Consider the following 23,667-nt stretch of genomic DNA (forward strand, 5'->3'; position numbering starts at 1 on the left):
CGGACCCGTTTGATTGGATGGGCTGATGCTGCACGGTCTGTGGTCGCCGGGATCCGGGTTGCTGCTCTGGCACGACGCGCCGGTCACCGCGCTGCCCGACCCGCTCGGCGGCGTGCTGCGGACCTCGAAGTTCCGGCATCGAGCCGAGGTCATGGTTCCCGGCCCGGGGGGATCCGCGACCGAGCGGGTCCGCGCGCATGCGATGGCGCCCTCCGCGGCCGCGGTGGTCTTGCGGCAGCGGCTGCCCGCCGACGTGGTGTCGGGGGATCTCCGCTTCCTCGCCCATGTGGCGCACGGCGTCGAACGCTGGGTGCGCGCCGGACGGGTCGTGCCGGAACTGCGCAGGGAGGACGGCCAGTGGTGGGTGCGCTGGCGGCTGGTCGGCGGGGAGCGGCAGCGCGCCTGGCTTGCCGAACTGGCGGCCGCCATGCCACAGGCCCTGCGGGTGCCCGGACGTCCGGGCGCGCTGCTGGACGATATGGTCACCGAACTCACCGACCCGATCGCGCGCGTGCTGGTAGGCCTGCCCGATTCGTCGCATCCCCTGCTTGCCGCCTTGGTCGGTGACGTTCCGTTGGACGGCGGCAGCTATCAGCTGGCCGAGGTCCTCGAGCGCTGGCGGGCCAGCCTCACCGGTGACGAACCGGATCTGGTGCTGCGCTTGCTCGAGCCGGACGGCGAATTCGGCACCGTCGACGAGTCGGTGGCGTTGTGGCGGCTGGAGGTATGCCTGCGCATAACCGGTGAGGCACCGAAAACCGTTCCGCTGCAAGGTGATCCGAACCTTGTCCGGATCGCGGTGGAGAAGCTCGGCGAGGCGCAGCGGGCGTATCCGAGGCTACGCGATCTGCCGAGCGATCCGCGCAGCATGGATCTGCTGCTGCCGACCGAGGTGGTCGTCGACCTGGTGGCGCACGGCGCGCACGCCCTGCAGGCCGCGGGCGTCCGGCTGCTGCTTCCGCGCGCGTGGAGCATCGCGGAGCCGACCATGCGGCTGCGGGTGGACAGCTCGGTGCCCGCCGCCGAGAGCACCGTCGGGATGCGCGGTCTCGTCTCCTACCGCTGGGAGCTCGCGCTCGGCGGCACCGTGCTGACCGCGGCGGAGATGGACCAACTCGTGCGCGGCAAATCCGATCTGGTCCAGTTGCGCGGCGAGTGGGTGCAGGCGGACCACAAGGTGCTCGCCGCCGCGGCCCGCTATGTCGCCGCGCACACCGACGATTCCCCGGTCACCTTCGCCGACATGCTCGGCGAGATCGCGAGCGGGCGCGTGGAGCAGGTACCGATCACCGAGGTGACCGCCTCGGGCTGGGCTGCCGACCTGCTCGACCACGCCCGCGAGCCGGAACCGGTCGCCTCGCCGATCGGATTGAAGGCCCAGCTGCGGCCCTACCAAGAACGCGGCCTCGCCTGGCTGGCCACCATGAGTCGCATGGGTCTCGGCGCGATACTGGCCGACGACATGGGACTCGGCAAGACCGTCCAGGTGCTGGCCCTGCTGATGCACGAGCGGGAGGTGCGCTCGGTTTCCGATGGCGTGGAGGTCTCACTCGACGAGGCGCGCCGTGGCAAGTCCGCACTGCCCGGCCCGCGACCGGCGGCCGAGCAGGCGCGCGCGGAGGGGCCGACGCTGCTGGTGTGCCCGATGTCGGTGGTCGGCAACTGGCAGCGAGAGGCGGAGCGGTTCGCGCCGGATCTGCGTGTGTGGGTGCATCACGGCGCGGGACGGCGGGTGGGCGTCGAATTCGACGAGATGGTCGCCGTGGCCGATCTGGTGATCACGACCTACGCGCTGCTCGCCCGCGACGTCGAGGAACTCGGTAGGCAGCAGTGGGATCGGATCGTGCTGGACGAGGCGCAGCACATCAAGAACGCGGGGACCAGGCAGGCTCGGGCGGCGCGTACGCTGCCCGCGCGGCATCGGCTGGCGCTCACCGGGACTCCGGTGGAGAACCGGTTGGAAGAGCTGCGCTCGATCATGGATTTCGCGATGCCCAAGGTGCTCGGCAGCCCGCAGTCGTTCCGCGCGCGCTTCGCGGTACCCATCGAACGCGAGCGCGACCCGAACGCGATCAGTCGTCTGCGCTGGCTCACCCAGCCGTTCGTGCTGCGCCGGGTGAAGACCGATCCCGCGGTGATCAGCGATCTGCCGGAGAAAATGGAGATGACGGTGCGGGCCAACCTCACCGTCGAGCAGGCCGCGCTCTACCAAGCCGTGGTCGACGACATGCTCGCCAAGATCAGGGACGCGAAGGGCATGGCACGCAAAGGCGCCGTCCTCGGCGCGCTCACCAGGCTCAAGCAGGTGTGCAATCATCCCGCGCACTTCCTCGGCGACGGGTCTGGCGTGCTGCATCGCGGCGCCCACCGATCCGGCAAACTCGCCCTCGTCGAAGACGTGCTCGACGCGGTGTTCGCCGATGGTGAGAAGGCATTGCTGTTCACCCAGTTCCGCGAGTTCGGTGAACTCGTCGCGCCCTATCTCGCCGAGCGGTTCGGCACCGACATCCCTTTCCTGCACGGCGGCGTGCCGAAGAAGAAGCGCGACAGCATGGTCACCCGGTTCCAGCAGCCGGACGGTCCGCCGCTGATGCTGTTGTCGCTCAAGGCCGGTGGCACCGGGCTCAATCTCACCGCCGCCAACCACGTCGTCCACTTGGACCGCTGGTGGAATCCCGCGGTGGAGAACCAGGCCACCGATCGAGCCTTCCGGATCGGGCAGCAGCGCAACGTCCAGGTGCGCAAACTGGTCTGCGTCGACACCATCGAGGAGCGAATCGACGAAATGATCAACGGTAAGCGGCAGCTCGCCGACTTGGCCGTCGGTGCAGGGGAGAACTGGATCACGGAGCTGAGCACCGACGAACTGCGCGACCTCTTCGCGCTCGGCGCCGAGGCGGTGGGCGAATGAGTCCTTTCGTCGATTACAGCGAGTTCGGCAAGAAGCTGCCGGTGCGCGGCGGGGTCGAGGCACGCAGCCGTCGCGGCGCGTTCGGGCGTACCTGGTGGGGCAGGGCCCTGATCGAATCGGTGGAGCGGATGGCAGAGCCGGGGCGTCTGGCACGCGGCCGCAATTACGCGCGGTCCGGCCAGGTGGTGAGCTACCGGATCGAGCCGGGCGCGGTAACCGCGGAAGTCCAGGGTAGCCAGCCGCGTCCGTTCACCGCGGTGTTCACTGTCCGCCATGTGCGCGAGGACGAGCTGGAGCTGATCATCGAGACCATCCGGTCGGCGCCGGGCATGCTCGCCGAAATCGCTTCTGGCGCATTGCCCACCGGTCTCGGGCCGCTGCTGTTGCCAACCACCGCTGCGGATCTGGACTTCACCTGCACCTGCCCGGACCCGGGCTGGCCGTGCAAGCACGTGGCCGCAGTCTGCTATCTGCTGGCCGAGCGGCTCGACGAACGCCCACGCGAGATCCTCACCCTGCGCGGCCTCGACTTGGACACGCTGATCGGCAGCATCGAACGCGAGGCGCAGTCCATCGTCGAATCAGGTGACCCGTACGGAGACCATGCAAACTTGCCGGACCTGCCAAAAGTCGAATTCCGTGCGGCCACCGAGGATCTGGATCAGGTGCTGCTGCGCAGGGCGCTACGGATGACCGCGGCCGAGGAGTCGATCGCCGCGACCGGTCTGCGCGAACTCACCGCGGTCTATCGCCTGTTCGACTCGTGAGCGAGCGCAGCGAGTGAACCATGGACGCAGCCGAGCGCAGCGAGTGAACCATGGACGCAGCCGAGCGCAGCGAGTGAACCATGGACGCAGCCGAGCGCAGCGAGTGAACCATGGACGCAGCCGAGCGCAGCGAGTGAACCGGAGGGCCGAGTACGCAGTCATGAGCGACTTGGATGGCACCCGGCATCGGGGCCGGCGGCTGCGTCCGGACTTTCGGGGCGGGATCGAGTCCGGCGAAGCAAGTGGGACCGGGACTTCCCGACGCCGAGTGCCTTTCTAAGTCTCCCGCCGCCGAGCCCGATGCGGAACTGCCCCAAGATCGCCCGCCCGCTGCCCTTACACCGAACTTCGGTAGTGCTCGGGCGCGCGGAATCTCAGGCGATCAGCACCGCTGTGAAGCACACGGTAGCGATCCCGGTCACCGCGATCACGGGCTCGGGTAAGTGCAGGCAGGCAATCCAGAACATGCCGCCCGCAGCCACCGCGCACACCCAGTTGAACGGTGACCACCGCGCGATCAGCTGGGGTGCCGCGCGTACCGCGACGATGACCAACAACCCGAACAGCAACCCGAGCAGGCCCATGCCGACGCTGTAACCGGTGCTGAGCCCGAACACGGTCACCTGCCTGCCTTTGTCGAATATCGACCGGCTACAAGGCCGCGCTGCTCGGGTATTTCGAAGAGGTGCACACCGCCCGCTATATCCGCGAGGTGGAAGCGTCCACGCCACGATCGGACGCCCGCGCACGCCTGGAACTGCTCATCGATCTGGTGCTGGAGGACGATGCACCGGCGCGGCTCGAAGTGGCGGTCCGCGCCTGGGGCGCTGGACGACCCGCTCGCCGAGGCAGCCAAAGAGCGGGTCGACGCCGCCCGGCTCGGGTATCTGCGAACTCTGTTGCTAGAGAACGGGTATACCGATGCCGACGCGCGACAGACCGCACAGATCCTCTATTTGCTGGTGCTCGGGGCGGGCGACATGCTGCCCCCGGTGCCGCCGGACGAGTTGCGCGAGTTGGCCAGGTGGGTGTGCCATGAGCGAGCGTAGCGAGCGAACGACAGGTACGGCCGACCAGCGCTCGGTCCTGGCGGGACCGAGCGCTGGCGAGGTGAAGGCATGAGCGATCCGACCGGGTCGGCGACCCCACCGCGCGACGACCTCGCAACCCCCGTGGCCCTTCGTGCACCCCCGCGCCGAGTGGTGTCTCTGCTCCCTTCGTTGACCGAGGCGGTGGCGCGCACCTGCCCGGAAATCCTTATCGCGGCCACGAAATGGTGTACCCACCCCATCGATCTGGATGTCGAACGAGTCCGAGGAACCAAGAATCCGGACGTGCGGCGCATCGTCGAGCTGGCCCCGGACTTGGTGCTGTGCAACAAGGAGGAAAACCGCCGTGTCGACGTCGAACGCCTGCGCGACGCGGGAATCCCGGTGTGGGTCACCAAGATCGAATCCATAGACGAGGCCATGGTCTCACTCGCAAGGCTCTGCACGGTGGCGCTCGGAGTCGGCATCCCGTCCTGGCTCATCGAGGCAGAATCCTCCTGGGCGCCACCGTCACCCGAACCTGCACGCGCTGCCGTCATCCCGATCTGGCGCAACCCGTGGATGGTGGTCGGCCGGGACACCTTCACCGGAGATCTCGCACGCCGTCTCGGCCTGCGGCTGGTGCACACCGACCTCCCGGACCGTTATCCCCACGTCACCGAGGCTGAACTGATCAATGGCGTCGACATCGCCGTGCTCCCCGACGAGCCCTATGTCTTCACCGAATTCGACGGTCCTGAAGCTTTCCCGGATACCGCGGTCGCCTTGGTGGATGGTCGCGCCCTCACCTGGTACGGGCGGTCGCTGGCCACGGCCCGACCCATCCTTGCCGCGCAGTTGGCCCGCGCACGCCGACCGGATCAGCCGAGTTCGTAGTCGAACCAGATGTGGTGGGTGCCGTCGGTGTCCGCCCGCAGCCCGCCCGTGCCGGTGATGCCCGCGAGGGCGCCGGTGCCGCTGCTCGGGACGATGGTGAAGAACTCGTCGGTGCGGTCCGAGCCCGTGGTGGTCGCGAGGTGGGAGAAGTTGAAAGTGCCCTCCGCGCCGTTGAGTGCACCGTCGAACGACTCCATCGCCACGTAGGTGCCCACGCCGGTGCTCTGGTCGAATGCGGCGGTGAACAGCGTCGAGGAGCGGCCGGTGATCTCGCCGCCGAACTCCTTGGTGATGATCGCCACGCCGACCGGCAGCGCTGTGCTGATCGTCGGATCTGGTACCACCTCGGTCGGAACGAAGGATGTTACAGAAAAGGTGCCAGTCGCTTTCATGTGTCGGATCGTAACGACGGACCCCGACAACATCGGCGGCTGCGGCGCGCTCCGCCGAGCTCGCGGTAGTCCGCCCAGGTCGACGCCCCCCCGCGCCGGCCCGGGGCAGTGCGAGTTCTCCGTCGACCGTCCCAACCGCGCCGACGGTCTGCCCGGCGATTGCCACACGCTCGGCGTGGGGTGGGTCCGAAAATCAGCGGCACCCATACGCCGACAGGAAGATGCGGATCGCGGATTCGGCGATGTCACGGAGTTCGGCGTCGGGTATCGCGCGGGTGCCGAGGCGCGAGCGTGCCTCCAGGGGGGCGGTGAGCAGGGCGAGTAGTTGCTCTGCGGCCTCGGCCGGTTCGGTGACGCGCAGCTTGCCCGCGAGTGCGAGCCGGGCCAGCCGATCGGCCATCGACTCGGCGATGTTCCGCGAGGTGCGGGTGAGAACCATGTCGACGAGGTCGGGGAACGCCGCGAGCTGGGCGTAGGTGAGGGCGCGCAGCGCGCGGGAGCGATCGCATGCGCACACCTGGAGTAAGCGGTACGCCACGTCGGTCAGGACCGGCGCGAGATCCTCGCCTGGCTCGCGCAGTTCGTCCACGATCGCGAGGGTCTGCGCGGCCACCGCGTCGGCCGCGGCCAGTACCGCGTGCTCGAACAGCGTCTGCTTGTCGGTGAGGTGGTTGTAGACCGTCGGCTTGGCGACACCCGCTTCGTCGGCGATCTCCTGCACACAGGCCTTGTCGTAGCCGCGCCGGGCGAAGACGGTGAACGCGACATCCAGGATCGCCTGCCGTTTGTCGATACGGCCTCGGGCCGCCGTTGTTCCCGTCACCCCTGCATGCTACTGCCTTCGGACCCAGAAATGAACTTACTGGTTCATCCTTGTGTATCAACCAGATAGTTCTCTAGATTGAACTTGCCAGTTCAATCAGAGGAGGAGTTCATGATCGTTCACCTGTTGCGCTTCGGCTTCCGTGAGGAGACCACCGAGGAGCAGAAGGCGGAGGTACTCGCGACGATGCGGCGCACCGCGTCGGTCGAGTCGGTGTCGTTCTCGACGGTCGGCCAAAACCTGGGCGACGCGTCCGAAGGGTTGACCCACGCCTACTGCGTCGGCATCGAAGATCTGGCGGCGCTGGAGCGGTACCTGCACGACCCGGTCCACCTCGACGGCGATCCACGGATCATCCCGCACGTCGCGAAGATCGCGATCGGTCCCGACGTCGCCGACGAGTCCGATCCCGAGTTGCGCGACAAGATCATGGCGTTGCATGAGGCAAAGCTCGCCGCGTACCCGGAGTGGGCCCAGCTGATGGACAGCGTCCCCGAAGTGCGGATCTTCTGACGGCTCAGCCACTTTCGGGCCTCACACGTTGCGGCGATACTGCCCGCCGACAGTGAAGAATGCGTCGGTGATCTGCTGCAGGGTGCACACGCGGGCAGCGTCCATCAGCACCTCGAAGATGTTGTCATCGGTGCGGGCGACGGCATCGAGGCGGGCATGGGCGGCATGGGCGGCATCGCGGTGCCGATGCTGGAACTCGCGGACCCGCGCAAGCTGGGACTGCTTCTCCGCCTCGGTGCCGCGCGCCAACTCGATCTCCCGATGCGGCTCGCCGTGCGGATTGCGGAAGGTGTTGACGCCGATGATCGGCAGCGAGCCGTCGTGCTTGCGCTGTTCGTAGCGCATCGACTCGTCCTGGATCTTACCGCGCTGGTAACCGGTCTCCATGGCGCCGAGCACGCCACCGCGTTCGCTGATCCGGTCGAACTCGGTCAGCACGGCCTCCTCGACCAGGTCGGTGAGCTCGTCGACGAGAAAGCTGCCCTGCAGCGGATTCTCGTTCATCGCGACGCCCCACTCGCGGTTGATGATGAGCTGGATAGCCAGCGCGCGGCGCACCGATTCCTCGGTCGGCGTGGTCACCGCCTCGTCGTAGGCGTTGGTGTGCAGGCTGTTGCAGTTGTCGTAGAGCGCGATCAGCGCCTGCAAGGTGGTGCGAATGTCGTTGAAGCTCATCTCCTGCGCGTGCAGCGAGCGGCCGGAGGTCTGGATGTGGTACTTCAGCTTCTGCGACCGCTCGTTGGCGCCGTAGTGGTCGCGCATGGCGACGGACCAGATACGCCGAGCTACCCGGCCGATGACCGAGTACTCCGGGTCCATGCCGTTGGAGAAGAAGAACGACAGATTCGGCGCGAAGTCGTCGATCCGCATGCCGCGTGCGAGATACGCCTCCACATAGGTGAATCCGTTGGCCAAGGTGAACGCCAGCTGACTGATCGGGTTCGCGCCCGCCTCAGCGATGTGGTATCCGGAAATCGACACCGAGTAGAAGTTGCGAACGCCGTTGCGCACGAACCATTCCTGGATATCGGCCATCATGCGCAAACTGAATTCCGTGGAGAAGATGCAGGTGTTCTGCCCCTGATCCTCTTTGAGGATGTCGGCCTGCACCGTGCCGCGCACCGTGGCGAGCGCCTGCGCTCGGATACCCGCCGCTTCGTCGTCGGTCGGTTGCCTTCCCTTCACGAGCGCGAAGCCGTCCAGCGCCTGGTCGATGGCGGTGTTGAGGAAGTACGCCAGGATGGTCGGTGCCGGTCCGTTGATGGTCATCGACACCGAAGTGGTCGGTGCGGTCAGATCGAAGCCGTCGTAGAGCGCCTTCATGTCGTCGAGTGAGGCGATCGACACCCCGGACGTGCCGACCTTGCCGTAGATATCGGGGCGCTCGGCGGGGTCGTGACCGTAGAGCGTCACCGAGTCGAACGCGGTGGACAGCCTTTTCGCGTCGGAATGTTCGCTGAGCACCTTGAAGCGGCGATTCGTGCGGAACGGATCGCCCTCGCCCGCGAACATCCGCGCCGGATCCTCGTTGTCTCGCTTGAACAGGAACACCCCCGCCGTGAACGGGAATCGTCCGGGCAGGTGCTCGGCGCGGAGGAATCTCAGCAGCTCACCGTGATCGGTGTAGCGGGGCAACGCGACTCGCGGAATCGAATTGCCGGACAGCGTTTCCCTGCGCAGTGGGGTGTGGATCTCCTGGAGGCGCACGCGCACCACCTGCTCGTCGCCGCGATAGGAGTCGGCCAACGCGGGCCACTCGGTCAGCAGCGCGACATTCTCCGGGGTGAGATCGGCGCGGGCGCGTTCGGCCAGTTCGGCGACGGCGGTGTCGTCGGGCAATTCCGCCGCTACCTGTTCGAATCGTTGCAGGCGTTGCGCGGCGAGGATCTGTGTCGCCGTCTCGGCGTGGTAGGCGCGGACGGTCTCGGCGATCTCGGCCAGGTAGCGCACGCGTGCGGGCGGGATGATCTGGGCGAAGCGGGTGGAGGTGCGGGTGTTCACCCTGGGCAGCACACCAGGCTCCAGCCGCATGCCGCGGCCCGCGAGCAGGCTGGTCAGGTGCTGGTAGAGGGCCGTCACTCCGTCGTCGTTGAACGTCGCCGCGCTGGTGCCGAAGACGGGCATGTCCTCCGGGGCCGCGCTGAACTCTTCTCGATTGCGGATCAGCTGCCTGGCGACGTCACGCAGTGCGTCCGCGGCCCCGCGGCGCTCGAATTTGTTGATCACCACCACGTCCGCGTAATCGAGCATGTCGATCTTCTCGAGCTGGGAGGCGGCGCCGAACTCGGGCGTCATGACGTACATCGACACATCGACGTGATCGGTCACGGCGGCGTCCCCCTGGCCGATGCCGGGCGTCTCCAGGATGACCAGGTCGTATCCCGCTGCCTTGCAGGCGGTGACGATCAGATCGATGTTGTCCGGCAGTTCCCGTCCGCCGCGGGTGGCCAGTGAGCGGAAGAAAATGTGTTCGCCGTCGAGTGCGTTCATCCGGATGCGGTCGCCGAGCAGCGCGCCGCCGCCGCGCCGCCGGGTCGGATCCACCGCGAGGATTGCGACCCGCAGTTTGTCCTGTTGATCCGAGCGCAGCCTGCGCACCAATTCGTCGGTGAGCGACGACTTTCCGGACCCGCCGGTACCGGTGATGCCGAGCACCGGCACGGTGCGCGCCGCGGCGGCGGCAGTCAGGGTCTGCCGGTCGGCTTCCGGCAGCGTGTCCTGTTGCAGGCAGGTGATGGCACGGGCCAGGGCGGCGCGCTCACCGGTGAGCACCGCGTCCAGCACCGGTGGGTCGGCGGCCGGATCGACGTCGCAGGCGCGAATCAGCCGATTGATCATGCCGGGAAGGCCGAACCGCTGTCCGTCCTCGGGAGAGAAGATGGTCACACCGGATTCGGCCAGACGCGCGATCTCCTCGGCGACGATCACGCCACCGCCGCCGCCGAATATCCGGACCCGTTCCGCTCCGGCCTTTTTCAGTGCGTCGGCCAGATATTCGAAGTATTCGACGTGCCCGCCCTGGTAGGAGCTGACCGCGACACCCTGCACGTCTTCGGTGAGCACCGCATCGACCACTTCGCTGACCGCGCGATTGTGGCCGAGGTGAATCACCTCCGCGCCTTGGTTCTGCAGGATGCGGCGCATGATGTTGATCGCCGCGTCGTGCCCGTCGAACAGAGCGGCGGAGGTGACGAAGCGAACGGGGTGGATAGGCGTGTAGAGCGCGCTGCGGTCGGCCACTGGATTCCTCCGGCGAGTTCAATGCCGCCCGATACTAGGACGTCAAAGTAATTCTACGGTGATGGCAATCACATCGCCAGATGAGGTGGCTCCCCTGGGCTTCGTGAACACCCAGCGCCGCAGGCGCTGGCAAACCAACACAGCGTGCGGCTTCCCGCGGCCGTGAATACACAGCGCCGTGAACGCTGCCATCAACGTCGCATACTGGGCGAGTGGTGAGCGACGACAGGGCGGGGGCCGCGGTAGGGCGGCTGGTTGCGGACGGTGTGCTGTCTCAGGAACAGGCCGACGCCGTGCTCGCGGCGCTTGCTGTCGAACGCGCGTCGGTGCTGACACGTGGGAAGGTGCTCGCCGAGATCGCCGCTTATCTCGGGGCCGGTCTGCTGTTCGGCGGGATCTTCCTGGTGCTGGCCTCGTCATGGGAGGACCTCGGCCGGCCGGTCAGGGTGGGGGTGCTCGCCGTCGTCGCGGCCGGTCTCCTGTTCGGCGGAATCCTGCTCGCGGGTGCGTTGTTCACCCGCCCGAGCGTGCACAGCCCGCGCGCCAGGCTTGCGACGGTGCTGTTCGCCCTTGCTTCCGTCGCACTCGCCGCGGCCGTCGGCACCGCGTTCGAGGACGGAAGTATCGATGCCGCTTGGGTTTTCGCTTGCACGGCGGGGGCGGTGGTTGCGGTGCTCGGCTACCTCGCGCTGCCTTCGGTGCTCGGCATGCTCGTCTGCGCCTGCTTCGTGCCTGCGGCCGTCGCGGGGATGCTCACCGATGTATTCGACCTCGACGACGTGTGGGGCAGCGTAGCCGTGCTGCTGCTCGGTGGGGCGTGGTTCGCGCTGACCGGAATCGGCGCTCTGTTCGAAAAATGGGCCGGATACCTGATCGCGATCGTCACCTCTGTCGCGGCTGCGCAGAGCATCGACGTCGAGGGTCGGATTTGGGCCTATGGGCTCACGGCGCTGGTCGCGCTCGTCTGCTTCGCGTTGTATGCGACCGAGCGGTCGGCGGTGCTCGTCATCGGTGGTGGGGTGTCGATCGCCTTGGCCGCGGGTGAGGCGGTCTCCGAATGGACGGACGACGCGCTCGGCGCGGCGGCCGTGGTCGTGGCGATCGGCGCGATCACGCTCGCCATCGGCGCGTTCCAGCTCACTCGATCGCAAAAAAAGCCCAGCTAGGCGGCTTCCTCGCCTGCGCTCGGCCCGGCGCATAAGCGGCTGCCTCGAGCCTGCGCTCGGCCCGGCGCATAAGCGGCTGCCTCGAGCGTGTGCTCGGCCCGGCGCGGGCGGGCGGCCTTCGTCCGGCTGCGTCCATCAAGCGCCTGTCGCGTGGTGCGCGGCGGGGGTCTTCTCCGCCGTGCCGCAGCCGTGTCCCCCTCGTAGACGGTCCGATGCGTGGGATGGATCACATCGCGGTGAACAACCTGTTAATGCTTGGACATCCAACTATAGGATGACCGTATACCGCATGGCGGTGTCCCGATCCGCTACAGAACAGGACTGGCATGGTTCGCGAGCTCACTCATTTCATCGGCGGACAGCATGTGCCGGGCACGTCCGGCAACTTCGGCGACGTCTTCGACCCCAACCTCGGTCAGGTGCAGGCGCGGGTGCCGCTGGCGAGCAAGTCCGAGGTGGAGGCGGTCATCGCCAACGCAGAGGCGGCGCAGCCGGAGTGGGCCGCGTTCAACCCGCAGAAGCGGGCGCGCGTGCTGATGAAGTTCCTGACTCTGGTGCAGAACGAAATGGATTCGCTCGCGGCTCTGCTGTCCTCCGAGCACGGCAAGACCATCGCCGACGCCAAGGGCGACATCCAACGCGGTCTCGAGGTCGTCGAATTCGCCACCGGCATCCCGCACCTGCTCAAGGGCGAGTACACGGAGGGGGCGGGCACCGGCATCGACGTCTACTCGATGCGTCAGCCGCTCGGTGTCGTCGCGGGCATCACCCCGTTCAACTTTCCGGCCATGATCCCGCTGTGGAAGGCCGGTCCCGCGCTGGCCACCGGCAACGCATTCGTGCTCAAGCCGTCCGAGCGTGACCCCTCGGTGCCACTGCGGCTGGCCGAGTTGTTCCTCGAGGCCGGTCTGCCCGCCGGTGTGTTCAACGTCGTCAACGGGGGCAAGGAAGCCGTCGACACGCTGCTGCACGATCCGCGGATCAAAGCCGTCGGCTTCGTCGGCTCCACCCCGATCGCGCAGTACATCTACGAGATGGCGACCGCGAACGGCAAGCGCGCCCAGTGCTTCGGCGGCGCGAAGAACCACGCGATTGTGATGCCGGACGCCGACCTCGACGACGTCGCCGATCAGCTGATCGGCGCAGGCTACGGTTCCGCGGGCGAGCGCTGCATGGCCATCTCGGTGGCCGTCCCGGTCGGCGAGGAGACCGCGGACCGCCTGGTGGCCAAGCTGACCGAGCGGGTGCACAAGCTGAACGTCGGTCGTTCCGACGACCCCGGCGCCGACTACGGTCCGCTGGTCGGCAAGGACGGCGTGCACCGGGTGAACAATTACGTCCAGGTCGGCCTCGATGAGGGGGCCGAGCTGGTGGTGGACGGACGCGGACTGGTGGTGCAGGGCGCCGAAGACGGCTACTTCGTCGGCGCGACGCTGTTCGACAAGGTCACCCCGGCGATGCGGATATACCGTGAGGAGATCTTCGGTCCGGTGCTCACCGTGGTCCGCGCCAAGGACTACGAGGAGGGACTACGCCTCGCCAACGAGCACGAGTACGGCAACGGTGTCGCGATCTTCACCAGGGACGGCGACACCGCCCGTGATTTCGCCGCGCGCGTGCAGGTCGGCATGGTCGGCATCAACGTCCCGATTCCGGTTCCGATCGCGTACTACACCTTCGGCGGCTGGAAGCGGTCCGGCTTCGGCGACCTGAACCAGCACGGACCGGACTCGATCCGCTTCTACACCAAGACCAAGACGGTGACCCAGCGTTGGCCCGCAAGCGTGCGGCGAGCCGTACCGGTAGAGCGCTTTGCAGGCTCCGTGCCCAACGCCTTTGTCATACCGACGATGGACTGACGAATGTTCCTACTAGACGCCGACGAGAAGGCGATCCGCGACACCGCGCGCGGATTCGCCGACGAGTTCCTCGCCCCGAACGCGCTGGAATGGGACGAGCGGAAGCACTTCCCGGTCGACGTGCTGCGCAAGGCAGGTCCGCTCGGCCTCGGCGGCATCTACGTGCGTGAGGACGTGGGCGGCTCGGGTCTGCGCAGGCTCGACGCCGTGCGGATCTTCGAGCAGCTGGCTACCGGCTGCCCGGCCATCGCCGCCTACATCTCCATCCACAACATGGCGGCGTGGATGATCGACGGCTACGGCGACGACGAACAGCGCAACCGCTGGCTACCGCGGCTGACCACGATGGAACTGCTGGCCAGCTACGCGCTCACCGAGCCTGGCGTCGGCTCGGACGCGGCGGCCTTGAGCACCAAGGCCGTCCGCGACGGCGACGACTACATCTTCAATGGCGCCAAGCAGTTCATCTCCGGCGCGGGCGCCACCGACGTCTACGTCGTCATGGCGCGCACCGGGGATGCGGGGGCGCGGGGGATCTCGGCGTTCATCGTGCCCGCCGACACACCGGGCGTCTCCTTCGGCGCCAACGAGAAGAAGATGGGGTGGAACGCCCAACCGACCCGCCAGGTGATCTTCACCGACGCCAGGATTCCGGCGGCGAACCTGCTCGGCGCGGAGGGCGACGGCTTCCACATCGCGATGAACGGGCTCAACGGCGGTCGGCTCAACATCGCCGCCTGTTCGGTCGGCGGCGCCCAGGCGGCGCTGGACAAAACGGTGCCGTATCTGGCCGAGCGGCACGCGTTCGGGATGCCGCTGCTGAAGAATCAAGCGCTGCAATTCGAACTCGCCGATATGCGTACCGAATTGGAGGCCGCTCGGACGTTGCTGTGGCGGGCCGCGTGGGCGCTGGACGCCGACGAGCCGGACAAGGTCGAGCTGTGCGCCATGGCGAAGCGATTCGCCACCGACGCCGGTTTCGAGGTGGCCAACAAGGCACTTCAGCTGCACGGCGGCTACGGCTACCTGGCCGAGTACGGCCTGGAGAAGATCGTCCGGGATCTGCGGGTGCACCAGATCCTCGAGGGCACCAACGAAATCATGCGGGTGGTTGTCGCCCGCTCGGTGGTAGGAGCGGCATGAGCGAGCGAACAATGGGCGCAGCCGAGCATCGCTCGGTCATGAGTGGTCAGGCCCGGAGGTGGCAGCGCAGCGTGACCACGGAGGACTCCGCTCACGCCGGAAAGGGAACAGCATGACCGAACCGGAAGTTCTGATCGAGCGACGCGACGGGCTCGGCCTCATCACGCTGAACCGGCCGAAGGTCATCAATGCATTGAATCATTCCATGGCCCTTGCCATTACGGACGCGCTGCGGGCTTGGGCGGACGACAGCGCGGTACGCACCGTAGTCGTCACCGGTGCGGGCGAACGCGGTCTGTGCGCGGGCGGCGACATCGTCGCCATTCACCGCGACGCGAAAAGCGGTGCCACCACCGCTGATTCGGCGACCGGTCGGTTCTGGCGCGACGAATACGTACTCAACGCGCTGATCGGCCGCTACCCGAAGCCTTACGTGGTGGTGATGGACGGCATCGTGATGGGCGGCGGCGTCGGCCTCTCCGGGCACGGCAGTCACCGCATCGTCACCGAGCGATCCAAGATCGGCATGCCGGAGGTGGGCATCGGCTTCGTGCCGGACGTCGGCGGCACCTATCTGCTCGCTCGTACCCCAGGCGAGATCGGCACGCACGTCGCGCTGACCACCGCACGGATGACCGCGGGTGATGCGATCGCGGCGGGCTTCGCCGACTATTTCGTCGCCTCCGAACATCTCCCCGCCCTGCTGGAGACCCTGCGCACCGAGAGCGCCGATATCGCGATCGCCAAATTCGCCACGGATGCACCGGAGTCCGCGCTGGTAGCGAGGTCGGATTGGATCGAAGCCTGCTACCGCACCGACACGGTCGAGGAAATCGTCGCGCGCCTGCAAGGGCATGAAGCACCCGAGGCGCAGGCGGCGGCCGCCGAGATGCTGTCGAAATCGCCGGTCGCGCTGAAGGTCACGCTGAGGTCGCTGCGGGCGGCGCGGACCGCGCCGAGCCTGGAGGCGGTCCTGAACGAGGAGTACCGCGTGTCCATCGCGTCGCTGTCGTCGCATGATCTGGTCGAGGGCATCCGCGCCCAGGTGATCGACAAGGACCGTAACCCGCGGTGGTCGCCCCCGGCCGTCGCCGAGGTAACAGACGCGCAGGTAGACACATACTTCGCCGAACTGGGCGAGCTGGAACTGGGTCTGGTGACCCCGGAGGTGGCGCAATGAGCGAAAAGATCGGTTTCCTCGGCCTCGGCCACATGGGCGCTCCGATGGCGGCCAACCTGGTGCGGGCCGGCTACGAGGTGCTCGCCTTCGATCCCGTGCCCGCCGCGCGGGACCAGGCCGAGCGGGACGGAGCCACCGTGGTCGGCGCAGCCTCGCAGGCGGCCGACGCCGACATCGTGATCACCATGCTGCCCAACGGCAAACTCGTCCTCGATGTGTACGCCGAGCTGCTCGCGGCCGCGAAGCCGGGCACGCTGTTCATCGACTGCTCCACCATCGACGTGGCCGACGCCAAGTCCGCGGCCGAACTCACCATGGCCGCCGGGCATCGCGCGCTGGACGCCCCGGTGTCCGGCGGTGTCGCGGGCGCCGCGGCGGGAACGCTGACTTTCATGGTCGGCGGTGGCGCCGACGACTTCGCCGACGCGCTGCCGGTGCTCGAGGTGATGGGCGGCAAGGTGGTGCACTGCGGCGGCTCCGGTGTCGGCCAGGCGGCGAAGATCTGCAACAACATGCTGCTGGGCATCTCGATGATCGCACTGTCGGAGTCGCTGGTGCTCGGCGAGAAGCTGGGGCTGAGCCATCAGTCCTTCTTCGACGTGGTCTCCACCGCCTCCGGTCAGAGCTGGGCGCTGACCAGCTACTGTCCGGTTCCCGGTCCGGTGCCGACCAGCCCGGCCAACAACGACTACCGGCCCGGTTTCGCCACCGCGCTGATGACAAAGGACCTCGGTCTGGCAGCGAATGCGTTGCGGGAAAACAGCATCGACGGTCAACTCGGATTGCTCGCCGCCGAGATCTACGCCCGGTTCAACCAGACGGACGCCGGGCGGGACTTCTCGGCTATCGTCACCGATATCCGTAACCGTTCCGACGAAGAGGGTGCCTGAAGATGGACGCATCGCGAGGCGATTCGGTGGGGAGTGGCAGCCGGGTGACGGGAGGACCCGACTTCGAGACGATTCTGCTGGAGCGCAAGGGCCGGGTCGGTTGGATCACGCTGAACCGCCCCAAGGCGCTGAACGCACTGAACGCACAGGTCCTCGACGACGTCATCGCCGCGCTCGACGAGCTGGAGCACGACGACGAGATCGGCGCCATCGTGATCACCGGGTCGGAGCGGGCCTTCGCCGCGGGCGCCGACATCAAGGAGATGCAGCCCAAGTCGTACATGGATATGTTCCTGAACGACTACTTCGCCCGCTGGGACCGTTTGGCGCAGTTCCGCAAGCCCACCATCGCCGCGGTCGCGGGCTACGCGCTCGGCGGCGGCTGTGAGCTGGCCATGATCTGCGACATCCTGCTCGCGGCGGACACCGCGAAGTTCGGGCAGCCGGAGATCAAGCTCGGCGTCATCCCCGGAATCGGCGGCTCACAGCGCCTGACTCGCGCGATCGGCAAGGCCAAGGCGATGGATCTGGTGCTCACCGGGCGCAATATGGACGCCGAGGAGGCGGAGCGCGCCGGGCTTGTCTCGCGTGTCGTGCCCGCAGCCGAGTTGCTCGACACCGCGCTCGAGGTCGCCGAGACGATCTCGTCGATGTCGCTGCCGGTCACGATGATCGCGAAGGAGGCGGTGAACCGCTCCTTCGAGACCACGCTGGCCGAGGGGCTGCGCTTCGAACGCCGGGTCTTCCACTCGCTCTTCGCGATCGAAGACCAGAAGGAAGGCATGAGCGCCTTCGTGGAGAAGCGTCCGGCGAAGTTCACCAACCGCTGAGTCGGATGTGCTGAGCCGTGTCGGCTCATAGTTATCCGAAGGGCGTGGGGGTGGGAGCGATGATTTCGACCGGCGTCGGCGCGCCTTCCTCCGGCCTGGTCGAGCCCTTGTTCGTGGCGAGCAGACCGGCGATGGTGGCGCAGAGGGCGACGGTGACCGCGACCGCCGCGATGAGTTTGCGGCGGTTGACGGTGGCCGGAACCAGCGTGGCGCCGCAGCGGGCCCTGGCCATTCGGACATCGCCGCTCGGTCGTTCGGCGGCCAACAGGACGGCGCCACGCGCCGAGATGTAGTCCGGCTCCGGGTCGTAGATGATCGGGAGATCGACCAGCTCGGCCAGTTCCTCGCGGATGCTGGGGTTTCGGGTGCAGCCGCCGAGTAGCACCATGGCCTCGGGCCGGACCCCGGCCTCCTCGATGATCTGGCGCACGAAGGACGCCGAGTGATGGATGCCCGCCGCGCACAGTTCGGCGAGGTCGCTGCGGGTCAACACAACCCGGCCGCCGGTGCTGGTGTCGATGGCCGTGACCACTCTGGCGCTGCTCAGTTCCTCGCGGTGGTGTCGGCTGGTCGGCTTGTCGGTGAGCACGCCGCCGCGGGCGAGCCGCCAGCGCAGCAGCGCGTCGTAGCCGTCGCCGCCGAGCACCGTGCTCCGCTTGCTGGACAGGATTGTGTCGGTGCGGCAGTGGGCGTGGGTGATGGTCAGCCCGGAGCTGCCCAGGTCGTACAGGATCACCGAACCGCTGTCCGGGAGTTGCCCGGTGAAGCGGAGATAGCGCAGCTGGGCGAGCGGTTCGTCGACGATGGTGACCCGCCTGCCGTCGGCGCCCGCCCGGATCGTGTCGGCATGCAGCGGACAACGGCAGGTCACGGCCATTACGGAGATCAACTCGTCGCGCCGGTCGGCGGCGCCGTTCATCTGGCGGATTGCCTCGAAGACCGGCTCATCGACGCCGCCGCCCGCGCGTCGAGGAACCTGACAGTGATCGATCGGGGGTAGATGGGGCTGATCGGAATGCGTCAGCACCGCGCGAGCGCCACCAGCGCCCGCCGATACCCCCAAGACCAGCACCATGAATTACATGGTGGACCCTTTCGCTCTCGATGCCAAGACGGCGTGCCCGGCAATTCGCTAGTTGGATGCCCGGCCGTCACTTCTCGGTCGCACCATCGCAGTACGCGGCCTCGCCTTCGTTCGGCCCGGCGCGGGGCTACGGACAGACTTCGTCCGGCTGCGCTGAAAGTGCGCTGCCTCGGTCGACGTTCGGCCCGGCGCGAGGCTACGGACGGGCTTCGTCCGGCCACGCCCACTATGCGACCGACCGGTATGGCGTCTCATTCCGCGCCGGTTGCCGACCAGCGCGCTGTCCCTTCGCCGGTGTCGAAATCGCCCGCAGCGTGGCGGAATTCCGCTAACAGTTGCAGCAGGGTGTGTAGCCGATTCGGCGGGAGCCCGGGTACCGCGAAGACCCTGGTGTTGAGATCCTCGGTTGCCTTCGCCACCAATTCCCTTCCGGCATCGGTGATCTCGATCAAGGTCGCGCGCCGGTCGCTGGGGTGTGGCACCCGCTCGACGAGCTTCGCGGCCTCCAGGCGGTCGACGGTGTTGGTCACGCTGGTCGGGTGCACCTGCAATCGTGCGCTGGCCTTTGCCATCGGCAGTGTGCCGGTCTTGCTGAAGGCGAGCAGCATGAGCAGCTCGTAGCGGGAGAAGGTCAGGCCGGTCGGTTTCAGTGCCTCGTCGACCCGCGCCATGACAATTTGCTGAGCCCGTACGAGGGATGTCACCGCGGCCATGCCATCGGCGACGTCCCCCCAGCCGTGGCCGACCCACTGACGGTGGGCCTCCTCGATCGGGTCGAGTGGAAGCGGGCGTGGCCGAGACATGTTTCGATCATTCCATGCGAGCGCGCACCGGTCAGGGACATCCAGTGTGGCTTCGGATCACCGTGAGCACAACGCTATGCGGCGCCGGTCGCAGCGGACATTATCTATGTCGAGGCGGGCGTGGCTGAGTGGTTGAGGCAACGGTCTGCAAAGCCGTTTACGCGGGTTCGATTCCCGCCGCTCGCTCAAATGGTGTCGGGGAAGGCGGGGCTGGCCAGGCGGCTGCCTCGCCTTCGCTCGGCCCGGCGCGGGGCTATGGGCGGACTTCGTCCGGCTGCGCTGAAAGTGCGGCTGCCTCAGCCTTCGCTCGGCCCGGCGCGGGGCTATGGGCGGACTTCGTCCGGCTGCGCTGAAAGTGCGGCTGCCTCGCCTTCGCTCGGCCCGGCGCGGGGCTATGGGCGGACTTCGTCCGGCTGCGCCCTTATTGCGGCGGCGCTCGGTTCGGTGTACGCCACCGCCGACCCGAGCACCTCGAGACGCACCCGCTGTCCCACGGTGGGCGCGGCAACGCTCGCCCGGCGCACCCGCACCGGGTCGGCATGGCCGTCCAGATCGATCGTCAGCATCACGTCGGCGCCGCGGAACTCGACGTCGCGAACTATGCCGCCGTCCGGCTCGCCATCCGAGAGCGCATGTGCGACAAGCTGTTCCGGCCGCATCATGATGGTCGCCTGCCCGGCGGGGGCGGATTCCTGCACCGGGATCCGTCCGAGCACGCACTTGGCTATGTTGGCCTCGACCACTCCGTCGAGCAGCACGCAGTCGCCGAGGAAGCGGGCGGTGAACAGGTCTTTCGGCGCGGCGTAGACCTCCTCCGGCGCGCCGACCTGGGTGAATCGTCCCTCGCGCATCACGGCGACTTGCTGGGCGAAACTCAGCGCTTCCTCCTGGTCGTGGGTCACCAGGATGCTGGTCATCCCTGCCGCGCGCAGCGTGTCGGCCACGGTCTGCCGGGTCGCCGCGCGCAGGCCCGCGTCGAGCGCGCTGAACGGCTCGTCCAGCAGCATCACGTCTGGCTTGCGGGCCAGCGCGCGGGCCAGGGCGACACGCTGCTGCTGGCCGCCGGAGAGCTGGTGTGGCCGCCGGTCGGCGTAGGACGGGTCGAGCGACACCATCTCCAGCAGTTCGTGCACCCGATGGTGGCCGCGGCGACGCAGGCCGCGCAGGCCATAGGCGATGTTCTGACCGACGGTCAGATGCGGGAACAGTGCACCGTCCTGTGCGACGTAGCCGATGTTGCGCCGCTGCGGCGGCACCGAGAAATGTTCGCCGACAACGATTTCCGATCCAATCGAGACCGAACCCGCATCCGGGGACTCGAATCCGGCGATGACCCGCAGCAGCGTGGTCTTGCCGCAGCCGGACGAGCCGACCACGGCGGTCGCGCTGCGGTCGGGCACATCGAGGGTGATCCCGCCGAGTACCCGGGTGTGGCCGAACGTCTTCGACACATCGGCGACGACAAGCCGACTCATATCCCAGCCGCCTTCCGGGAGTGGGTGAACAGCAGATACGTCACCGGTACCGCGGCGACGATCATGATCAGGGCGTACGGCGCGGCGGCCGCGTAGTCCAATTCGCCCGACAGCGCCCAGAACCGCATCGCCAGCGTGCGAGTTCCGTTGGGCGCGAGCAGCAGTGTGGCGGTCAACTCGGTCGCCACGGCGACGAACACCAGCGCGGCCGCGGCGGCCGCGGCGGGCGCGGTGAGTCGCAGGGTGACCAGAAAGAAGGTGGCGGGTCCCGACTTACCCAGCGCGCGGGATGCCTCCTCCAGGCCCACCGGCACCTGGGCGAGCCCGGCCCGCACGCCGACCAGTGCCCGAGGCAGGAATAGCAGCACATAAGCCGCGATTACCATGCTCACCGTCTGGTAGAGCGGCGGTGCCCAGCGGATGGTCACCGTCACCATGGCCAGCGCGATCACGATGCCGGGCAGCGAACTGGTGATGTAGTTGGCGCCCTCGATGATCCGCGCGAACGCCGAGGTGGAGCGAACCGCGATCCAGGCGACCGGGAACGCACACAGCGTGGTGAGCAGCGCGGCGGTCAGCGCGAGCCCGACCGTCTGCGCCAGCGACATGCCGATCTCGGTGAAATCCCAGACCGCCGCGCCGCCGATGCGCAACCAGCGTCCGATGGTCCACAGTGGGACGCCGAGCGCGGCAGCCGTCACCGCGACGAGCCCGGCAAGGACAGGTATCGCGCCGATTCCCAACTGGATCCGGGTCGCGGCGCGCGGCGCCCCGCCGCCGATGCGCGCATAGTGGGCCCGGCCGCGCAGTGTGGCCTCGGCCGCCAGGAGCGCCAGACAGCACAGCACGAGAACTCCGGCGAGCATGCTGCCCGCCGCACCGGCGAAGCTGGACTGATACTGCTCGAAGATGGCCGTGGTGAAGGTGTCGAACCGGACCATCACGAAGGCGCCGTACTCGGCGAGCAGATGCAGCGCGATCAGCAGGCCGCCGCCGAGAATGGCCAATCGCAACTGCGGCAGCACGATTCGCGCGAACACCGCCACCGGACCGGAGCCCAGCGCCCGCGCCGACTCTTCCACCGCGGGATCCGGGCGGCGCAGCGTGGCCGCCGCGGGTAGGTACACCAGGGGGAAATAGGACATCGTGGCGATCACCACGCCGGCCCAGAGGCCGTGCATGGTGGGGAAGGCGCTGACCCAGGCGTAGCTGTTGACAAACGCGGGTACCGCGAGCGGCGCCGCGAAAACCGGCCCCCACCAGGATTTCCCGGGAACGTCGGTGCGTTCGACCACCCAGGCCAGCCCGACACCGAGCACCACGCAGATCGGTACGGTGCACACCACCAGGCCGACCGTATTGCGCAGCAGCTCACCGACTCTCGGGCGGAACACCAGCTCGGCAGTCTGATCGAGGCCGGTGGAGAAGACCGTCGACACGATATAGCCCAGCGGCACGAACGTCGCCGCAACCAGCAGCAGGGCGACGATCGTGACCAAGGGCCCCGGCCTGCCGATCCGGGGCGCAGCGACAACGGTCCGGAGTGCCACGATTACAGCAGACCGGCCTCGGTCATCAGCGCCGTGACCTTCTTGGCGTCGAGCTCGGACGGGTCGACCGCCGGCGCCTTCAGGTCGGCCAGTGGAGGAAGCGCCGGGTTGGCGGCGACATCGCTCGCGACCGGGTATTCCATCGAGGTGCCGTCGCGCAGCACCTCCTGCCCGGCCTTGCCGGTGATGAACGCCAGGAACTTCTGCGCCGTCTCCTGCTTCTTGCTCGACTTCAGCACGCCGCCGCCGGAGATGCTGACGAACGCGCCGGGGTCCTGGTTCTTGAAGTAGTGCAGCGCGGTGTCCGCGCTGCTCTCCTTGGTGTTGGCCTGATCGCGGTACCAGTAGTAGTGGTAGATGACGCCGCCGTCCGGGCTGGCGGAGTTGACCGCCTTCATAGTGGCCACGTTGTTCGGGAAGGCGGCCGCGTTCTCCTTCATACCCTTCAGCCACGCACGGGTGACGTCCTCGCCCTTCAGCGCGAGCAATCCCGCCACGATGGCCTGGAAGTCGGCGCCGGACACACCCGCACCCCAGCGGCCCTTCCACTGCGGCTGGGCCAGGTCGAGCAGCGAGGCGGGCAGCTGGTCGGCCGGGACCTTGTTCTTGTTGTAGACGAAAACCGTTGAGCGTGCCGCGATGCCGGTCCACTTGCCGGTGGAGGGGCGGTACTGCGCGGGCACCTGATCCAAGGTCTGCTTGTCCAGGTCGGCGAACAGCCCCGCGTTCTCCACCAGGGCCATGGCGGGGGAGTTCTCGGTGAGGAAGACGTCGGCTGGCGACGCCGCGCCCTCGGCGACGAGCTGGTTGCCCAATGCCGTGTCACCGCCTTGACGCAACGTCACCTTGATACCGGTCTGCTCGGTGAACGCGTCCGCCCACTCTTTGGTGAGCGATTCGTGCTGCGCGTTGTAGACCGTGATCTCGTTCGCGTCGTCCGAGGAATTCGAGCAGGCCGACAAGCTGAGCGCCGCCACCGCGACCGTCAGTCCCGCGGCGAGCGATTTCCATCTGACCGGCTTCATCCTGATCCTTCCGACGCGCCGACATCCCTGTGCATATGTTGAGGCTTACCTAAGCAACATACCGCGTCCGACGTGCTCGAATGGTCTCGGT

Annotated in this window: 20 protein-coding genes and 1 tRNA gene; 12 read left to right on the forward strand and 9 right to left on the reverse strand. The window is 67.7% G+C overall.

Annotated elements, in window-relative coordinates; all coding sequences use genetic code 11:
- Positions 1–25: 25 nt before the first annotated feature.
- On the forward strand, positions 26–2,911 hold the full coding sequence (locus OHB12_RS30440; RefSeq protein ID WP_327113076.1) for a DEAD/DEAH box helicase: 2,886 nt from the start codon (positions 26–28) through the stop codon (positions 2,909–2,911).
- Entirely contained in the window at positions 2,908–3,678 is a 771-nt protein-coding gene (locus tag OHB12_RS30445) for an SWIM zinc finger family protein (RefSeq protein WP_327113078.1), read from the forward strand. Before OHB12_RS30440 ends, OHB12_RS30445 begins: the two co-directional genes overlap by 4 nt.
- A gap of 374 nt (positions 3,679–4,052) precedes the next feature.
- Here OHB12_RS30445 and OHB12_RS30450 read toward each other — a convergent pair whose 3' ends face one another.
- Positions 4,053–4,427: an LIC_13387 family protein gene (locus tag OHB12_RS30450; RefSeq protein WP_442799885.1), complete on the reverse strand. Its 375-nt coding sequence runs from the start codon at positions 4,425–4,427 to the stop codon at positions 4,053–4,055.
- Positions 4,428–4,463: 36 nt separating this feature from the next.
- On the opposite strand from OHB12_RS30450, the gene OHB12_RS30455 reads away from it, so the two are divergent.
- Both OHB12_RS30455 and OHB12_RS30460 read left to right on the forward strand, forming a co-directional pair.
- Positions 4,464–4,727 (forward strand): hypothetical protein, encoded by a 264-nt coding sequence (locus OHB12_RS30455; RefSeq protein ID WP_327113082.1) that lies wholly within the window; start codon positions 4,464–4,466, stop codon positions 4,725–4,727.
- A gap of 69 nt (positions 4,728–4,796) precedes the next feature.
- Positions 4,797–5,603 (forward strand): helical backbone metal receptor, encoded by an 807-nt coding sequence (locus OHB12_RS30460; protein ID WP_327113084.1) that lies wholly within the window; start codon positions 4,797–4,799, stop codon positions 5,601–5,603.
- On the opposite strand, the gene OHB12_RS30465 is transcribed toward OHB12_RS30460, so the two are convergent.
- Together OHB12_RS30465 and OHB12_RS30470 are read right to left on the reverse strand one after the other, a co-directional pair.
- Positions 5,588–5,995 carry a DUF3224 domain-containing protein gene (locus OHB12_RS30465; RefSeq protein WP_327113086.1) on the reverse strand — a complete coding sequence of 136 codons (408 nt, stop codon included), beginning with the start codon at positions 5,993–5,995 and terminating at the stop codon, positions 5,588–5,590. The genes OHB12_RS30460 and OHB12_RS30465 overlap by 16 nt on opposite strands.
- Before the next feature lie 193 nt (positions 5,996–6,188).
- Positions 6,189–6,818: a TetR/AcrR family transcriptional regulator gene (locus OHB12_RS30470; protein WP_327113088.1), complete on the reverse strand. Its 630-nt coding sequence runs from the start codon at positions 6,816–6,818 to the stop codon at positions 6,189–6,191.
- 111 nt (positions 6,819–6,929) lie between these two features.
- Here OHB12_RS30470 and OHB12_RS30475 point away from each other — a divergent pair, with 111 nt between their 5' ends.
- Positions 6,930–7,331, forward strand: coding sequence for a Dabb family protein (locus tag OHB12_RS30475; protein WP_327113090.1), 402 nt, complete (start codon positions 6,930–6,932; stop codon positions 7,329–7,331).
- Positions 7,332–7,352: 21 nt separating this feature from the next.
- Here OHB12_RS30475 and icmF read toward each other — a convergent pair whose 3' ends face one another.
- Positions 7,353–10,571, reverse strand: a complete 3,219-nt coding sequence (gene icmF, locus OHB12_RS30480; RefSeq protein WP_327113092.1) for a fused isobutyryl-CoA mutase/GTPase IcmF — start codon at positions 10,569–10,571, stop codon at positions 7,353–7,355.
- Positions 10,572–10,786: 215 nt separating this feature from the next.
- Between icmF and OHB12_RS30485 the strand changes: the two genes are divergently transcribed.
- From OHB12_RS30485 to OHB12_RS30510, 6 genes are all read left to right on the forward strand, one after another.
- Complete coding sequence (locus OHB12_RS30485) at positions 10,787–11,737, forward strand: DUF2157 domain-containing protein (protein WP_327113094.1); 951 nt, start codon at positions 10,787–10,789, stop codon at positions 11,735–11,737.
- A 326-nt stretch (positions 11,738–12,063) separates the two neighbouring features.
- A complete protein-coding gene (locus OHB12_RS30490; protein WP_327113096.1) occupies positions 12,064–13,596 on the forward strand; it encodes a CoA-acylating methylmalonate-semialdehyde dehydrogenase in 1,533 nt (510 codons plus the stop codon).
- A 3-nt stretch (positions 13,597–13,599) separates the two neighbouring features.
- A complete protein-coding gene (locus OHB12_RS30495; protein ID WP_327113098.1) occupies positions 13,600–14,739 on the forward strand; it encodes an isobutyryl-CoA dehydrogenase in 1,140 nt (379 codons plus the stop codon).
- Positions 14,740–14,851: 112 nt separating this feature from the next.
- Positions 14,852–15,919, forward strand: coding sequence for an enoyl-CoA hydratase/isomerase family protein (locus tag OHB12_RS30500; protein WP_327113100.1), 1,068 nt, complete (start codon positions 14,852–14,854; stop codon positions 15,917–15,919).
- Entirely contained in the window at positions 15,916–16,809 is an 894-nt protein-coding gene (mmsB, locus tag OHB12_RS30505; protein ID WP_327113102.1) for a 3-hydroxyisobutyrate dehydrogenase, read from the forward strand. Before OHB12_RS30500 ends, mmsB begins: the two co-directional genes overlap by 4 nt.
- 2 nt (positions 16,810–16,811) lie before the next feature.
- Positions 16,812–17,639 (forward strand): enoyl-CoA hydratase, encoded by an 828-nt coding sequence (locus OHB12_RS30510; protein WP_327113104.1) that lies wholly within the window; start codon positions 16,812–16,814, stop codon positions 17,637–17,639.
- Between the two features lie 31 nt (positions 17,640–17,670).
- Here the strand turns inward: OHB12_RS30510 and OHB12_RS30515 are convergent, their stop codons facing one another.
- Together OHB12_RS30515 and OHB12_RS30520 are read right to left on the reverse strand one after the other, a co-directional pair.
- Positions 17,671–18,714 (reverse strand): Hsp70 family protein, encoded by a 1,044-nt coding sequence (locus OHB12_RS30515; protein ID WP_327113106.1) that lies wholly within the window; start codon positions 18,712–18,714, stop codon positions 17,671–17,673.
- A 260-nt stretch (positions 18,715–18,974) separates the two neighbouring features.
- The gene (locus tag OHB12_RS30520) at positions 18,975–19,526 is read right to left on the reverse strand and encodes a MarR family winged helix-turn-helix transcriptional regulator (protein WP_327113108.1); all 552 of its coding nucleotides are present in this window, start codon (positions 19,524–19,526) and stop codon (positions 18,975–18,977) included.
- Between the two features lie 114 nt (positions 19,527–19,640).
- Here OHB12_RS30520 and OHB12_RS30525 point away from each other — a divergent pair.
- Positions 19,641–19,712: transfer RNA gene (locus OHB12_RS30525), tRNA-Cys, on the forward strand.
- Between the two features lie 206 nt (positions 19,713–19,918).
- Here the strand turns inward: OHB12_RS30525 and OHB12_RS30530 are convergent.
- From OHB12_RS30530 to OHB12_RS30540, 3 genes are read right to left on the reverse strand one after another with little or no spacing between them, the layout of a single operon-like run.
- On the reverse strand, positions 19,919–21,001 hold the full coding sequence (locus tag OHB12_RS30530; protein ID WP_327113109.1) for an ABC transporter ATP-binding protein: 1,083 nt from the start codon (positions 20,999–21,001) through the stop codon (positions 19,919–19,921).
- Entirely contained in the window at positions 20,998–22,554 is a 1,557-nt protein-coding gene (locus OHB12_RS30535) for an ABC transporter permease (protein ID WP_327121623.1), read from the reverse strand. The genes OHB12_RS30530 and OHB12_RS30535 overlap by 4 nt, the downstream gene beginning before the upstream one ends.
- Positions 22,554–23,576, reverse strand: coding sequence for an iron ABC transporter substrate-binding protein (locus OHB12_RS30540; protein WP_327113111.1), 1,023 nt, complete (start codon positions 23,574–23,576; stop codon positions 22,554–22,556). The genes OHB12_RS30535 and OHB12_RS30540 overlap by 1 nt, the downstream gene beginning before the upstream one ends.
- Positions 23,577–23,667 lie beyond the last annotated feature (91 nt).

Source organism: Nocardia sp. NBC_01730 (assembly GCF_035920445.1).
GTDB lineage: Bacteria > Actinomycetota > Actinomycetes > Mycobacteriales > Mycobacteriaceae > Nocardia.